General features: G+C 72.0%; 13 protein-coding genes. 6 read left to right on the forward strand and 7 right to left on the reverse strand.

Annotation, left to right across the window (positions count from 1 at the left end; all coding sequences use genetic code 11):
* Positions 1–24: 24 nt before the first annotated feature.
* The 7 genes from O7614_RS19710 to O7614_RS19740 form a co-directional block, all read right to left on the reverse strand.
* The gene (locus O7614_RS19710; RefSeq protein WP_278139938.1) at positions 25–768 is read right to left on the reverse strand and encodes an SDR family oxidoreductase; all 744 of its coding nucleotides are present in this window, start codon (positions 766–768) and stop codon (positions 25–27) included.
* A 157-nt stretch (positions 769–925) separates the two neighbouring features.
* Positions 926–2,212, reverse strand: a complete 1,287-nt coding sequence (locus O7614_RS19715) for an ABC transporter substrate-binding protein (protein ID WP_278139939.1) — start codon at positions 2,210–2,212, stop codon at positions 926–928.
* A gap of 84 nt (positions 2,213–2,296) precedes the next feature.
* Complete coding sequence (locus O7614_RS19720) at positions 2,297–3,373, reverse strand: branched-chain amino acid ABC transporter permease (RefSeq protein WP_278139940.1); 1,077 nt, start codon at positions 3,371–3,373, stop codon at positions 2,297–2,299.
* 17 nt (positions 3,374–3,390) lie between these two features.
* Positions 3,391–4,269, reverse strand: coding sequence for a branched-chain amino acid ABC transporter permease (locus O7614_RS19725; RefSeq protein ID WP_278139941.1), 879 nt, complete (start codon positions 4,267–4,269; stop codon positions 3,391–3,393).
* A 30-nt stretch (positions 4,270–4,299) separates the two neighbouring features.
* Entirely contained in the window at positions 4,300–5,007 is a 708-nt protein-coding gene (locus O7614_RS19730; protein ID WP_278142313.1) for an ABC transporter ATP-binding protein, read from the reverse strand.
* A gap of 71 nt (positions 5,008–5,078) precedes the next feature.
* Positions 5,079–5,864: an ATP-binding cassette domain-containing protein gene (locus O7614_RS19735; RefSeq protein ID WP_278139942.1), complete on the reverse strand. Its 786-nt coding sequence runs from the start codon at positions 5,862–5,864 to the stop codon at positions 5,079–5,081.
* A 134-nt stretch (positions 5,865–5,998) separates the two neighbouring features.
* Positions 5,999–6,898, reverse strand: coding sequence for an alpha/beta hydrolase (locus O7614_RS19740; protein WP_278139943.1), 900 nt, complete (start codon positions 6,896–6,898; stop codon positions 5,999–6,001).
* 183 nt (positions 6,899–7,081) lie between these two features.
* Here O7614_RS19740 and O7614_RS19745 point away from each other — a divergent pair, with 183 nt between their 5' ends.
* The 6 genes from O7614_RS19745 to O7614_RS19770 all read left to right on the forward strand — a co-directional run bounded on the left by O7614_RS19745 (position 7,082) and on the right by O7614_RS19770 (position 15,811).
* Positions 7,082–9,343: a catalase gene (locus O7614_RS19745; RefSeq protein WP_278139944.1), complete on the forward strand. Its 2,262-nt coding sequence runs from the start codon at positions 7,082–7,084 to the stop codon at positions 9,341–9,343.
* Between the two features lie 138 nt (positions 9,344–9,481).
* Complete coding sequence (locus tag O7614_RS19750) at positions 9,482–9,973, forward strand: hypothetical protein (RefSeq protein WP_278139946.1); 492 nt, start codon at positions 9,482–9,484, stop codon at positions 9,971–9,973.
* A 5-nt stretch (positions 9,974–9,978) separates the two neighbouring features.
* Positions 9,979–12,336, forward strand: coding sequence for a M48 family metalloprotease (locus tag O7614_RS19755; protein WP_278139947.1), 2,358 nt, complete (start codon positions 9,979–9,981; stop codon positions 12,334–12,336).
* A gap of 174 nt (positions 12,337–12,510) precedes the next feature.
* Positions 12,511–13,653, forward strand: a complete 1,143-nt coding sequence (locus tag O7614_RS19760) for an acyltransferase (RefSeq protein WP_278139948.1) — start codon at positions 12,511–12,513, stop codon at positions 13,651–13,653.
* On the forward strand, positions 13,650–14,792 hold the full coding sequence (alr, locus tag O7614_RS19765; protein WP_278139949.1) for an alanine racemase: 1,143 nt from the start codon (positions 13,650–13,652) through the stop codon (positions 14,790–14,792). The genes O7614_RS19760 and alr overlap by 4 nt, the downstream gene beginning before the upstream one ends.
* Positions 14,789–15,811: a D-alanine--D-alanine ligase family protein gene (locus tag O7614_RS19770; protein WP_278139950.1), complete on the forward strand. Its 1,023-nt coding sequence runs from the start codon at positions 14,789–14,791 to the stop codon at positions 15,809–15,811. The genes alr and O7614_RS19770 overlap by 4 nt, the downstream gene beginning before the upstream one ends.
* The last annotated feature ends 8 nt before the right edge of the window (positions 15,812–15,819 follow it).

Consider the following 15,819-nt stretch of genomic DNA (forward strand, 5'->3'; position numbering starts at 1 on the left):
GCTCCGGGCCGACCGTCGGCACCGTCATCCGGCCCCACCGGCCAGCGAGACGCCGCCGTCACAGACGATCGTCCGCCCGGTCATCCAGGCGGCGTCGGCGGAGGCCAGGAAGGCGACCGCGCCCGCCACGTCCGGCGGCAGGCCGAGACGCCCGAGCGGGTACCGCGCCGCGACGTCGTCCTCGCGGCCCTCGTAGAGCGCGGCGGCGAAGCGGGTCTTCACCACGCCGGGCGCGACCGCGTTGACCCGCACGGCCGGCCCCAACTCCACGGCGAGGCTGGCGGTGAGGTGGTTGAGCGCGGCCTTGCTCACCCCGTAGAAGGCGATGCCGGGCGCCGGTGCGAGACCGGCGATCGACGAGATGTTGACGATGCCGCCGCCCCGCTCGGTCATGCCGGAGGCACACACCTCCTGTGTCCAGCCGAGCGTGGCGACCACGTTCACGTCGAGGATCTTGCGGGCGGCGGCCGGGTCCAGCCCGAGCAGCGGCCCGTGCACCGGGTTGATCCCGGTGTTGTTGACCAGCAGGTCCACCGGCCCGAACGCCTCACTGACCTGGCGCACCGCACGGGCGCGGTGTTCGGGGTCGTCGGACCGGCCGGGCACCGCCACTGCGTACGCCGGACCGCCCAGGGCGGTGACCGCCTCGGCGAGCGCCTCGGGGTGTCGGGCGGTCAGCCCGACCCGGGCGCCTTCGGCGACGAGGCGTTGGGCGATGGCCAGGCCGATGCCGCGGCTCGCGCCGGTGACGATGGCGACACGGTCCACAAGGCGAGCCGAATATGCATTCACAGTGCAGATAGTAGGAGGACGAATCGGTGGTGGTCAACGCCCCGGACGATCGGTCGGAAGGAGTGGGCACAGCCGTCCGACCGGGCACGGTCACACGCGACCACGCCCGGTCGGACGGCTGCTGTCCGGGTCGTCAGGAGCCGGTCGGCACCCCGTTCGCCGGCGGCGCGGCCGGCGTGGCGGTGTACTCGTTGACCGCCCCGTCCGCCTCGTCGGTCTCGTACGCCGGCCCGAAGTAGGTCTGCACTCCCCCGCTCACCCGGCTCAGCCGCTGACCGCCGTAGCCGCTGTGGTCCTTCTCGGAGAAGCGCAGCGGCACCAGCCCGGGGCCCTGGAAGCCGCCCTTCTGCACGGCGTCGATGACCTTCTCCCGGGTGAGGTCCTTGCCGGCGGCGAGCAACGTCTGCACGAAGAGGTAGCCGACCGACATGCCGTAGACGGTGTTGCCGTCGAACGGGGCGTCCCCGTTGTGCTCCTTGTTGACCTTCGTGAAGAGCTGGATCCACGGGTTGGCGGTGTCGTTCTGCATCGGCAGGTAGTTGGTGCCGACCATGCCCTCCAGCAGCGGTGCGGCCTCGCCGAGCTGCTTGGCCAGGGTCGGATGGTCGGCGCCGACGTTGGAGACCAGCCACTGCGGCTTGAAGCCCAGCCGTGCCGCGGTGCCGACGGAAAGCGCGGTGAAGCCGGGCACGGTGGCGAGCACGACGACCTGGCACCCGGCCGCCTTGAACGCGCCGATCTGCGGCGCGACGTTGGTGTTGCTGGTGACGTACGTCTGCTTCACCGCCACGGCACCCGCGCCGAGCACCTTCTCCACACCGGCCAGGCTGTCCCGGCCGAAGTCGTCGTCCTGACCGAGGAAGCACACCTTCTGCCCGGCGAGGTTCGTCTTCGCGTAGTTGGCGAGGATCTTGCCCTCGACCGTGTAGTCCGGGTTGAACCCGAACGTGCCGGGATACTTGTCCGGCTGGTCCCAGCTGCGGCTGCCGGAGGCGACGAACAGGTCGGGCACCCGGTTGCTCTTGAGGAAGTCGAGCACGCCGGTGTGTGTCGGCGTCCCGAGGCCGTTGAGGATGGCGAAGACCTTGTCCTGCAGGACGAGCTGACGGACCACCTGCTGGGTGTTCGCCGGGTTGTAGCCGTCGTCCATGATCTTGTAGGTGATCTTCCGGCCGTGCACACCGCCGTTGGCGTTCACGTAGTCGAAGTACGCCTTCGTCGCCGGGGCGATCTTCGAGTAGCCGGCCGAGGCCGGACCGGTGAGCGGCATGTGGGTGCCGACGACGACCTCGGTGTCGGTGACGCCCGGCACCGACGCTCCGCCGGGACCGGAGCCGTCGTCACCGCTACAACCAGCGGCGGCGGCCAACAGGGCGATGGTGCTGGCGATCGCGAGACCACGTTGTGCCAAACGGTGCATGGAGAACACCGACCTTTCTCGGTCCGGTTTGCGGGAACGGTGTGGGTGGTGGGGTGCCCGGCCGGGGCCGGGCTGGAGAACAGCTCAGGAACGCCGGGCCCGCAGGCGCCGACCAAGACGGGACAACAGCCCCTGCACGCCGCCGGGTGCGGCGATCATGACGACGATCAGGGTGAGACCGAAGATCGCCAGCGGGAGGTTGCCCTCCAGCCGCTGCGCCACCGCGGGCGAGAGCGTGAGCAACTCCGTCACGGAGTGGGTGAGGTCGGGCAGGGCCACCAGCAGGACGGCCCCCCACAACGCGCCGGTGAGCCGGCCCAGACCGCCGATCACCACGGCCATCAGCAGAAACAGCGACAGGGTCAGCGAGAACGCCCCCGGGGAGACGCTCTGCGCGAGGACCGCCAGCAACGCCCCGCCGAGCCCGGCGGTGGCGGCACTGACCACGAACGCGAGGACCTGGGTGCGGGCCACGTGGATGCCGGCGAGACGGGCTGCCACCTCGTCGTCCCGGACCGCCCGGAAGGTCCGCCCGTACCGGCTGCGGATGAGATTGGCCAGCAGCAACAGGGCGAGCAGGGTCGCCGCCCCGGTGAGCCAGAGCTGCCACCGCTCATAGGGGAAGTACGGGCCGAGCGCCAGCGGTGGCGGCTCCACCGGCACGGACAGCCCCTGCTCCCCGTTGAACACACCGTCGAAGGTGACCGCCAACGCCGGCACGACGATGGCCACCGCGAGGGTCACCCCGGCCAGGTAGGGGCCCCGCAGCCGGGCCGCGGCCACACCGACCACCGCGCCGACCGCGACAGTGCTGACGATCGCCGCGACCAACGAGAGCGGCAACAGCCAGCCGCCGGTCATCCCCCGGTCGGCGAACGCGTTCTGACACAGCGCCACGGTGTACGCGCCGGTGGCCATCAACGCCCCGTGCCCGAGCGACAGTTGACCGTTCAGGCCGGTGAGGACGGTCAGCCCGGCGGTCGCGCAGAGGTAGGCCGCCACGGTGGCGAGCTGGAAGTTCCGGAACGGCTCCACGGCGTAGCTGACCCCCACCAGCACCAACCCGACGGCGAGCACCACCGCGAGGTGGCGCAGCAGGGTCGAGCCACGTCGCCGGTCGACGGGTCGGCCCTTGTCGACGAGCTGCTGTTTCGGCGGCATTGCCGCCCTCGTGGCGCTCACACCCGCCTCGCCGCGACCGGGGCGAACAACCCGCCGGGCCGGACCAGCAGCACCGCCAACAGCAGGACCAGCACCGCGAGCGGAGTGAGATCACTGCCGGCGTAGCCGCTCACGTAGGAGAGCAGCAGACCCACCACCAGACCGCCGACCACCGCGCCCGGAGGGCTGTCCAACCCGCCCACCACCGCCGCCGTGAACGCCGAGACGAACACCAGGTCCATCGCGTGCGGGTGCAGGCCCAACTCGGTCGGGATGACCAGCATGGCGGCCAGTGCGCCCACCCCGGACGCCAGCGCCCACCCGAGGGTCAGCATGCCACCGACGTTGACCCCGAGCAGCCGGGACACCTCGGGCGCGAAGGCCGCCGCGCGCATCCGCAACCCCACCGGGGTACGCGCGAACATCCAGGCGAGGCCGCTGACCACCACCCCGATCGCGGCGAAGACGAACAGGTCGTACGGCGACAGCACCGCGACACCGCCCACGCTGAGGGCGGACCGGCTGAACGGCGCTTCGGCGGGACGGAACTCGTTGCCGTACACCATGCCCAGCACGGCCTGGATCAACAGCACCAGCCCGAGCGCGACGATCACCGGGTTGAGCGGTGAGGCGTGGTCGACGTGCCGCATCACCACGCGGTCCACCAGCGCACCGAGCAACAGGCCGGCGACGATCGCGACCACGAAGCCCAGCCAGTAGGAACCGGTCGCGGCGGCGACGGTGTACGCGACGTACGCGGCGGCGACGGCCATCGCCCCCTGGGCGAAGTTGACGACCCGCGCCGCCCGCCAGATGAGCACCAGGGCCAGCGCGAACGCGGCGTACACCGCGCCCCGGGACAGGCCGTCGACGGTGAGGAAGACGAAGCGGTCCAACAGTCCTCCCTCCGGGGGACGAGGTGGTGGTCAGAAACCGAGGTACGCGTGGCGCAGGTCGACGTCGTCGCGCAGTTGCACCGCCGGGGCGGCGATCACCACCCGGCCGAGGGACATGACGACGCCCTGGTCGGCGACGGCGAGCGCGCTGCGCACGTTCTGCTCGACCAGCAGGACGGTCAGGCCGGTGCGGTCACGCAGCTGACGGAGCAGCGCCATGGTCCGGGCGACCACCCGTGGCGCCAGACCCAGCGACGGCTCGTCCAGCAGCAGCAGTCGGGGTCGGCCGACCAGCGCCCGGCCGAGGGCGAGCATCTGCCGCTCACCGCCGGAGAGCTGATGGCCAAGGTGCCGGCGGCGTCGGGCCAGGGGCTCGAAGAGCTGGTAGACCTCGTCGAGGGCCCGCCCGGCGTCGGCCCGGTCGCGCCGCCACAGCCCGCCCAGGCGCAGGTTCTCGTCGACGGTCAGCTCGCTGATCACGCCCCGCCCCTCCGGCACGTGCGCCATGCCGCGTCGGACGAGCTGCTCCACCGGCGTACCCCGAAGGTCTTCCCCGGCCAGGAGGACCTGGCCGGCGGCCGGGCGAATCATGCCGGAGAGCGCGCGGAGCAGTGTCGTCTTGCCTGCGCCGTTGGCCCCGACGACTGCGGCGATCGTGCCCGCCGGCACGGTGAGGTCGACGGCCTGCAGCACGGGCGCGGCGCCGTAGCCGGCCACCAGCCCACGCACGACGAGCAGATCGGTGCCGGGCGCCGGGCCATCCTTCGTTCGCGACTGCGGGGCTCGCAAACCCGGCTCACTCCTCGCGCTCACGGGGCGACCTCCTCGACGGTGGCGCCGAGATAGGCGTCGGTGACCGCCGGGTCGTCGCGGACCTCCTGCGGGGTGCCGGCGGCGATCACCCGGCCGAAGTCGAGCACCACCAGTTCGTCGCAGACCGCCATCACCAGGTCCATGTGGTGCTCGACGAGCAGCACCGCACAGCTGTCGTCGTCGCGCTGGGGAAGCTGGCGGATCAGCTCCGCCAGCTCGGCGATGTCGTCGGCCCCGAGGCCACCGGCGGGTTCGTCGAGCAGGAGCAGCCGGGGGCGGGCGGCGAGCGCGCGGGCCAGGGCGACCCGTTGGCGTACCGCGAAGGGCAGTGTGGGCGGCGCGGCCTCGGCGTGTGCGGCGATCCCCAGGCCGTCGAGGATGTCCAGGGCGTGCTGGCGCAGCCGGCGCTCGTCGCGGTCGCTGGCCGGCAGCCCGAGCAGCGCCGGGACGAAGCCCGCCCGGGCGGTGTGCGCGGCGCCGGTCATCACGTTCTCCAGCACGGTCAGACCGGCGAAAAGCCCGGTGCCCTGCAAGGTCCGGGCGATGCCGAGCCGGGTGAGCCGGTGCGGTCGGGGGCGTAGTGGCCGACCGTCGAGGGTGAGTGAACCCGTCTCCGGCGCGACGAAGCCGCAGATCACGTTGAACAGCGTGGTCTTGCCCGCGCCGTTGGGCCCGATCACGCCCACCACCCGGTTGGGTGGCACCCGCAGCGAGACGTCGTCGAGGGCGGTGAGGCCGCCGAAACGGACGCCGATGTGGTGCAGTTCGAGGCCGCGCTCCATCACCCATCCCTCTGTCGTGGCGGGTGTTTATTTACACTCGCAGTGTACGTTTCTCGGGTATCGCGTCAAGACCTTCAATGGCCCCGACCACGCGGACGGGGCGGTCGCCGTCGGCGACCGCCCCGGGACCACGATCAGGCGCTGGGACAGGTGTTGCGGTACTCCTCGATGGCCAAGCCGCTCGGGCCCGGGCAGAGGAACTGCTCGTAGCGGGTGTCGTCGTCGACGAACCGCTTCAGCCAGGCCACCATCTGCCGCGCGGTGGGGGTGTTCGTCGTCTGCGGGAAGAAGTGGCTCGCCCCGTTCAACTCCAGGTACGCCTTCTCGGCGGAGGCCGGGATGCTGTTGTAGAACGGCACCGAGTGCGACGAGACGGGCGCGACGCTGTCGCTCTCGCCACCGATGATCAGCGTGGGCACGCGCAGCTCGGACCAGCTCTTGTCCAGGTTCCACGGCGCGAGCGGCACCGCGGCCTGCAACGACGGCCGCGACGAGGCCGCCTCCAGACTGCCCCCGCCACCCATGGAGTGACCGGCCACCGCGAGTCGGCTGCTGTCGATCCGGCTGCGCACCGAGCTGCGCTCGGTGAGGTAGTCCAGCGCGGCGAGCAACTGCCGGCCCCGGCTGGCCGGCTGGTCCAGCCGGGTGTTGGTCTCGATGCCGATCACCACGAACCCGTGCGAGGCGATGCGCGGGCCGAGCCAGCTGATGCTGGACCAGGACGCGGTGTAGCCGGGCGAGATGGCGATGGCGCCGAAGGTGCCTTCGCTGGTGCTGGTCGGGTAGTAGATGACGCCGCCGCCGAAGCCGGTGACGCCGAGCGAGGACACGCTCTGCGACGCCGTGGCGAAGGGACCGCGGCTGGCCTCCAGGATGGCGGTGGTCGGGGCGGGGCCCCGCTCGTACGGGCCGGCGGCCTGGGCGGCGCCGGTCGATCCGGCCACGACGCCGCCGGCGGCCAGGACGGCGGCCAGCGCGAACCGGGCGGCCCGGGCGGCGACGGAACGGGGACAGGTGGTGGTTGGTGAGGACACGTCGGGCACTCCCTAGGGTCGAGGGATATCGACGTGTGTCAGTTTCAATTCCTGCGCGGATCCTCGCATCGGCGAAATCACCAGTCCCGGCGACACATGCCGACATCGGTTGGGTTTCGACCCCCTGACCAGGGGTAGCAGGGCAACCGCCTGCTCGCACACGCACCATGGAGAGGTCGTCCAGTGGATTCCAGCAAGCCCGCCGAGGCGGTCAAGAACGCCGTGAAGACCGCCTCAGGAAAGATCGCCGACGCCCTGACCCCGGATGTCCCGGGTGCGCCGGGAAGCACCCCACCGTCCGTCGACGAACCGACGACGCCGCACGACCCGCTGCCGCCGAAGCCGGAACAGGGGGCACCGCAGACGCGTACGCCGACCGGTGCCGAGACCGGCGCGCCGCCCACCGCGAAGGGTCAGCAGGGCGCCTACCTCACGACCGCCAACGGCGCGCGGCTACGCGACACGGACCACTCGCTCAAGGCCGGACCGCGCGGCCCGGTGCTGCTCCAGGACCACCACCTGCGCGAGAAGATCACCCACTTCGACCACGAGCGCATCCCCGAGCGGGTGGTGCACGCCCGGGGAGCTGGCGCGCACGGTGTGTTCACCGCGTACGGCACCGCCGAGGCGGTCACCCGGGCCGGCTTCCTGAAGAAGGGGCGGGAGACCGAGGTCTTCGTACGCTTCTCCACAGTGCTCGGCTCGCGTGGTTCGGCCGACACCGTCCGCGACACCCGGGGCTTCGCGACGAAGTTCTACACCGACGAGGGCACCTTCGACCTGGTCGGCAACAACATGCCGGTGTTCTTCATCCAGGACGCCATCAAGTTCCCCGACATCATCCACGCCGGCAAGCCACACCCGGACCGGGAGATCCCGCAGGCGCAGAGCGCCCACGACACCTTCTGGGACTTCGTCTCACTGCACACCGAGGCGCAACACCACACGCTGTGGAACATGTCCGACCGGGGCATACCGCGCTCGTACCGGACGATGGAGGGCTTCGGCGTGCACACCTTCCGCCTGGTCAACGAGGCCGGGGAGACGGTGCTGGCGAAGTTCCACTGGAAGCCGAAGCTGGGCGTGCACTCCCTCACCTGGGAGGAAGCCCAGATGTTGAGCGGGATGGACCCGGACTTCCACCGTCGGGACCTCTACGACGCCATCGAGGCCGGCGCGTACCCGGAGTGGGAACTCGGCGTCCAGATCTTCCCCGACACTCCCGAGGAGACGTTCGCCGGCATCGACCTGCTCGATCCGACGAAGATCGTGCCGGAGGAGTTGGCCGAGGTGCAGCCCATCGGCAAGCTGGTCCTGAACCGGACCCCGACGAACTTCTTCGCCGAGACCGAGCAGGTCGCCTTCCACCTCGGTCACCTCCCGCCGGGCATCGACGTCACGAACGACCCGCTGCTGCAGGGCCGACTCTTCTCGTACGTCGACACGCAGCTCACCCGCCTGGGCGGGCCGAACTTCGCACAGATCCCGATCAACCGGCCGCACACGGCGGTGAACGACATGCTGCGCGACGGCTTCCACCAGCACGCCGTGCACGCGGGCGTCGCGCCGTACCGACCGAACTCCCTCGACGGCGGCAACCCGTTCCCGGCCGGGGACGCCGAGCACGCGTTCGTCGACGTGCCGGTCACCGTCGCGCAGGCGCCGAAGGTACGGGCGAACCCGGCCTCGTTCGACGACCACTACAGCCAGGCACGCCTGTTCTGGTCGAGCATGTCGCCGGTCGAGAAGGAACACATCATCCGGGCGTACACCTTCGAGCTCGGCAAGTGCTACCACCAGGCGATCAAGGAACGCCAACTGCGGAGTCTCGCCAACATCGACCCGGCGCTGTGCGAGCAGGTCGCCGCCGGTCTGGGACTGCCCGCTCCGCAGCCCAGCGTGCCGCTCGCCGACGTCACACCCAGCCCGGCGCTGTCGCAGGTCGGCCGGGAGTGGCCGAGCGACGGTCGTACCGTCGGGATCGTGGTCGACCCGAACGGGGATCTGGACGCTGTCGCCGAGGTCCGCCGGGCCGTGTTCGAGGCCGGCATGGTGCCGTTGCTGATCGCACCGCACGGCGGCGTGGTGGCGGACCTGCCGGTGCAGCGGACCTTCGCCACCGGCCGGTCGGTCGAGTTCGACGCGGTCCTGCTGGCCGGAGCGCCCGCACCCGCCCCGGATGCCCTCCCCGCCCGCGACGACAAGGCGGGCCGGCCCGGCCCGGCAGCCGTGGATCCCCGGGTGCTGCTCCTCGTCGAGGAGTGCTGGCGGCACGCCAAGGCGATCGGCGCCTGGGGTGCCGGCGTCACCGTGCTGGAGCAGGTCGGGGTGGCCGGCACGCCCGGCGTCGTCGCGGCGGGCTCCGGTGCCGAGGCACTGACGGCGGTGCAGCAGTTGCTGGCCGCACACCGGGTGTGGGAACGGTTCCCGACCTCGGTGGCCTGACTTCACCCCGACGAGGGCCGTCCTCCGCCGCACCGGGAGGACGGCCCTCGTCGCGCACCCGGCACGGCTTCCTCTCGCGAAGGGCGACCTCTACAGTGAACGGCACCCACGGGTGCGTGGGCGGTGACGGAGGGTTGCATGCGGCTGGAGTCGGACCATTCCCTGCTGGTCGACCTTGCCCGGCCGATGGTCGAGCGGTTCTCGCCGGGCGAAGGCGAGCTGTTTCCACTGCTGAGTGCGGCCTACTTCGCCGACCCCGGCGCGTACGCGGATCCTTCACAGCGCAGCGGGCCACTGGCATTCGGGCTGCCCGAGGCGCTGGTGCTGCTGACCCCGGTGGCGCTCGCCGCGATGACCGAGGCGGTGCGGTACGTCGTGGAGGTGGGCGTGCGCAAGGGACATCGGGTCACGTCGGCCACGCTGCGCCGCATGTTCCGGGCCGCTCCCCAGCAGGCGGTGGCACCGGCGGCGGAGGCCGCGGCGCCGTTGGAGTTGACCGGCCAGGAGTGGTCCGAGGTACGCCGGATCGTCGAGCGGGTGGCGGTGCGCGGCGGTGTCGAGCCTGACCGGGCCGCGCTGATCGCCGACGCCGTCGTCGGGCAGGGGCGGCTGAGCGGCGAGATCCACTGACCGTGATGGCGCACCCGGCGAGCCACCGTGCTGCCCCGGGTAAGCCGGCCGCGTACTTCGTCCTGCTCGTCGGGGCGGTCCTGGCCACCAGCGTGATCGTCTTCCTCGCACTCGGCCTGAGCCCGCCGGACCGGCTCGATGCCTACCAATCGCTCAAGACCGAGTGCGACGTGGCATTCGACGCAGGGGTGGCCAGGCTCGCGGCCGAAGGCGCGCTGGACGACGTGCTACGACGTGAGGCGTTGCAGGCCGAGTTCCGGTCCTGCGTGCGCCCGGCTCTCGCCGAGCCGTTCACCGTGGTCGCCAACGGGCTCTTCGTGCTCGCCGTGATGTCGGTCGCCTTCTATCTCGTCCACCCCTGGTGGATCGTCCGGCGGAGTAGATCCCGACGGCTCCCGCCCGACCTGGTCGGCGGCTTGGCGGACGACCTCGACGAACTGCGACGGGACATGGGGCTGACCCGAGCACCCCAGTGGTGGCTCGTTCCCACCCGTGGCACCACCAGCGGCCAGGCGTTCGGCCTGCCCGGGCGGCGGCGGATCCAGCTCGACGCCGGGCTGCTGGTGTTACGGGCCACCGACCGACCCGCGTTCCGCGCCGTGGTCGCCCACGAGTTGGCGCACCTGCGTAACCGGGACGTCGACCTGACCTATCTGACGATCGCGGTGTGGCGGGCGTTCCTGCTGGTGGTCGCAGCGCCGCTGCTGCTCCTGGTCGTGCATCCGGGCCTGGTCAGCGCACCCACCAGGTGGGCGTGGCGAGCCGACACCGTCGTGTCCGCACCGGTGGTCAGTGCCCCGTTGCTCGGCGCGCTACTGGTCCTCGGGTGTCTGGTCTACCTGCTGCGCAATTCGGTGCTGCGCGCCCGCGAAACGTACGCCGACAGGGTCGCCGCCGACGTCGGCGGCGGCTCGGCCGCCATCGTGGAACGGCTCCCGAAGCCGCGCCTCTGGCTCGACCGGTGGGGTACCCATCCGGTGCCCGGCGACCGTCTGCACGCGCTCCGGAACCCCGCCGCGGCGCTGCGCCCGACACACTGGGATCTGGTCGCCGCGGGTCTTCCGGCTGGCGTCATGACCGCGAACCTGACGTTGGTGGCTGGCCCCGCTCTCGGGGTGGATGCCTTCCTCGGTGCCGCCCTGCTCGGCTTGACGGTCGGGCCGTGGCTGGGTGCTCTGCTCGCGCTCACGGTATGGAGAGCGGAGCAGGCAGCCGCTCAGGAGGCGACAGCCGCGCGCCGGGTTCCGTTCTGGCTGACGAGCGGTCCGGTCCTGGTCGGGTCGTTCATGGTGGGGATGCTGCTGCCGCCGGGGGCGGTCAAGGGCACGCCCGGCTGGATCGACGGTGCCGGCCTGGCATCCGCGCTGGTCGCCGCTCTGGTGCTCAGCGTCGGTGCGGTGGCGCTGGCCGCGTGGGCGGACTCGACGGCGCGCGCGGCGCTGACCCGTGCGGGGGCGGTTGCTCGCGAGCCGGCGCGCTCGGCGCTTACGGCGACCTGGGGTGCCGCCGGTCTGGCCGGCGCGACAGCGCTGGCAGTCTGGCTACCGTTCTCCCTGGGCCGATTCGGTTTCGCGCTGGACTGGGGGCCGGTGCCCGCCGACGGCGACGGCTGGTACGCGGCGGTCGCCATGGTGAGCACCGCGGAGCTGGGACCGGCGGAGCGGTTCGTCCACCACCCGCTCACACTGCCGACCCTGACCGCTCTCTGGCTCGTACCGGCGCTGCTCACGCGGGACGCGGCCGGCTGGCGCGCGTTGCGGGGTGCCGCACTCGTCGGGCTCGGCGGCGGCGCGGTGGCGGCGGTGATCGGCGGCCTGCTGCCCGTGGCCGCCGGTGTGCTGCTCCCGATCGAGGCACGCCAGGCCGTTCCAGGGGCGGCCGAGATGTCGTTCGCCGCCGCGGTGGAGAACGCCACCCTCGCCGTGGCCTCGGTCATGCTGGCGCTCGCCATGGCGGTGGTGCTGGTGCGAGGCGGCCCGCGGCGGCCAGCACGGGCGCTGTTCGCCGCGATCGTCACCACGATCACCGCCACCGCGGCCATCTCGTGGGTGGCCGGGCCGGTGGCCTGCACGACCGGCAACGGGGTCTGCCGCGACAGGATGGACCTCGCACTCATGTCCAGCACCGCCCACTGGATCCTCGTGCAGGGACTCATCGTGGCGATTCCGCTGGTGGTGGCGATAGCGGTGGTCAGGCGGAACGCGGCTTCGCCGCTGACCACCGGCGATGATCCGGGGACGGCCCGCTGGGCCCGGGCGGCCACCATGCTCGGTCTCGTCGTGCTCCTCGCGGTCACCACGCTCCTGGTGTGGGGAATCGGGGCATCGGCGTACGACATGTGGCTTCGCAGCTCATTCGGCTGAACCGCGACTACGGAGGGGGCTCGGTCGGGAAGCCGCCCCGGCGGGCCTGCCAACGGCGGCCACTTCCCCCAGTCGTTGACCCGGCGCAGGACGGGGCGGGTCCGGCAGCGTCCATTACCGGTTCATGACAATTCGTGGATCACGTGCGGATATCCGGCTGGCACCTTCGGGTGCGTGATCGAACAGCTGCCTCGCACCGAGCGCCGGCCCGCCGACACGGAGTCCGAGGCGACCCGCGTCCGGTTCCGCCACCGGGCTGGGACCGCCCCCGGCGCAGGGCTGCCACAGCGGGCGCAGTGGGCCGATGCCGCGAAGGGCGTCTGCATCATCCTCGTCGTCCTGTGGCACGTCGTCGTGAAGGACTACCTGCAGATCGACTGGCACCTCGGCGTCCCGGTGCCAGGGCTGTGGGGAACGCTGGGTGAGCAGTTCCTTCCGCTGCGGATGCCGCTGTTCTTCACCATCTCAGGCGTCTTCGCGGCGAACGCCGCCCAGCGACACTGGCGGGTCGTGGCCCGCAGCCGGGTCGCCGGGTTCCTCTACCTGTACGCCCTCTGGCTGCTGATCCACACCGCGATCCTGGCCGCCGCCCCGCAGCTGCCGACCGACCGGGCCACCTCCGCCCTCGGCGTGCTGGAGCAGCTCACCGTCACGCCGTCCAACCTCTGGTACCTGTACGCCCTGGCGCTGTACTTCACGATCGCCAAGGCGACCCGTCGGGCGCCCCGGGCGCTGGTGCTCGTACCCGCCGCGGTGCTGTCCGCCGTCGCCGCCGCCGGCCTGCTCGACACACCGGGCAACCGTGGCGGCCTCTACCAGAATCTGGTGTTCTTCCTCGCCGGCCTGTACCTGCGGCCGCAGATCCAGCGGTGGGCCGCCGCCGCCAGCCGAGGACGTCTCCTGCTGACCTCGGGGGCCTACGTCCTCGCGCTCGCCGCGATGGCGGTGGCCGGCGCCCAGCAGTGGTTCGGCGTGTGGCCGGTGGTCTCCGTCGTCGCAGTGATCTTCGGCATAACCGCCGCTGCCCGGCTCGCCCGCTGGTCGGCGCTCAGCAGACCGCTGGCTAGTCTCGGCCGCATCACCCTGCCGATCTACGTCATCCACATGCCGGTCCTGGCTCTGCTGCACCGGCTGTTGCTCGTACCGGTATCCGAGCTGGGGCCGTCCGCTCAGGGCCTGGTCGTGCTCGGATATCCGGTTCTGCTGACCGGCCTGGTGCTCGGCCTGAGCCTGGCCCTGCACCGTGGCCTGCTGGCGGTCCGGGCGGGCTGGCTGTTCGCGCTGCCCGGCCCTCGCCGACCGGAGGCGACCCGATGAGCGCCCTGGCCGAGGCGCTGGTCGACCTCGACGCGATCGCCGGCAACGTGCGGACGATCGCGGCGGTCACCGGCACCGGTCTGATGGCGGTGGTGAAGGCGGACGGCTTCGGACACGGCGCGGTGCAGGTGGCCCGGGCGGCGCTCCGCGCCGGCGCGAGCTGGTTGGGGGTGACCTCGGTGACCGAGGCACTGGCCCTGCGCGACGCGGGTGTGACCGCGCCCACGTTGAGCTGGCTGCACGGGCCGAGCGACGACTTCGGTAAGTTGATCAACGCCGGTGTCGACATCGGCGTGTCGACGACGACACACCTGCACGCTGTCGCCGACGCGGTCCACCTGCTCGGCGTACCGGCGACGGTGCAGCTCAAGGCGGACACCGGGTTGTCCCGCAACGGGGCCGCCGGGGACGACTGGCCCGAGTTGGTGGGTTGGGCCCGCAAGTACGAACGGGAGGGCGCGATCCGGGTGCGCGGCGTGTGGTCCCACCTCGTGGACGCGGACCTGCCGGGCGCTCCCGAGCTGACCCGACAGGTGACGACCTTCGAGGAGGCGCTGCGGATCGCGCGGTCGGCCGGCCTCGACCCCGATCTCGTCCACCTGGCCAACTCGGCGGCCGCGTTGTCCGCGCCACGGACCCGCTTCGACCTCTGCCGGATCGGGATCGCGCTCTACGGCGTGGACCCCTTCGGCGCCACCGGCCCGGGCGAGTTCGGGCTGCACGCCGCGATGACAGTGCGCACGAGCGTGGTCAACGTCAAGCGGGTGCCGGCCGGCACCGGTGTCTCCTACGGGCCCGACCACGTGACCGGGGCACCGACCACCCTGGCGCTGCTGCCACTCGGGTACGCCGACGGCCTCCCCCGCGCCGCGGGTGGCCGCGCCTGGGTGTGGCTCGCCGGCCGGCGGTGCCCGATCGTCGGGCGGATCGCCATGGACCAGTGCGTTGTCGACGTCGGGGACCTGCCCGTGGCGATCGGCGACCCGGTCGTGGTGTTCGGCCCGACCGAGGCCGACCAGAGCCCACCGACGGTCGTCGAGTGGGCCCGCTGGGCCGACACCAACCCACACGAGATCTTGACCGGCATCGGGGCCCGGGTGGCCCGCGACCACCTCCACGGAAGGGCACGCATTTCATGACAACCCGACTGGCAGTGCTGTACGGCGGGCAGAGCGGCGAGCACGACGTGTCCTGCCGCTCGGCGGCGAGCATCCTCGCCCACCTGGACCGTGAGCGGTACCAGGTCGTCGAGGAACTCATCGACCGCGACGGCGGGTGGCATGTCGACGGACGGCCGACGCCACTTCCGGCGGCGCTGCGCGTGCTGCGCGCCCAGGACGTGGTGTTCCCGGCCCTGCACGGCCCGTACGGCGAGGACGGGACCGTGGCGTCGCTGCTGGAATGGCTCGGCGTGCCGTACGTCGGCAACGGTGTCTTCGCCAGCGCCGCCGGTATGGACAAGGGTGTCACCAAGCGGCTCCTGGCCGCGGAAGGGCTGCGGGTCAGCCCGGGGGTGACCCTGCGGCCGGGCGAGGACCTGTCGGCCGACGACCGGCGACGCCTGGACCTGCCGGTCTTCGTCAAGCCGGCTCGGGCCGGGTCCAGCCTGGGCGTCGTCAAGGTGGACGACTGGTCGGGCGTTCCCGCCGCGCTGGAGCAGGCCCGACAGGTGGACCCGAAGGTGCTGGTCGAGCAGGGGGCCCGGGGTCGGGAGATCGACGTGGCCGTGCTCCAGCACCCGGACGGCCGGGTGCAGGCCGGCCCGCCGCTGGAGATCCGGGTGACGGGTGCCGGCTTCTTCGACTACGACGCGAAGTACGACGGCGGTGCGGTCTTCCAGATCCCCGCCCCGCTCGACGCGGCGACCACCGAGGTGCTCCAGGACCGCGCGATCCGCGCCTTCCACGCCCTCGACTGCCGTGGGCTGCTCCGGGTGGACTTCTTCCTGCCCGCCGAGGGCTCGCCCGAGCCGATCGTGAACGAGGTGAACACGTTCCCCGGTTTCACCGCCGCGTCGCAGTTCCCGCAGATCTGGCAGAAGGCCGGCATCGGGTTCGCCGATCTGATCGACATCCTGATCGCCGGCGCGCTGGCCGACCAGGATCACGGCCAGCACAGCGGGTTGCCCCGGCAGGTCCGGGCGGTCGACCTGGTGTGAGCGGTGGT

Source organism: Micromonospora sp. WMMD961 (assembly GCF_029626145.1).
In the GTDB taxonomy this organism is placed as follows: Bacteria; Actinomycetota; Actinomycetes; order Mycobacteriales; family Micromonosporaceae; genus Micromonospora.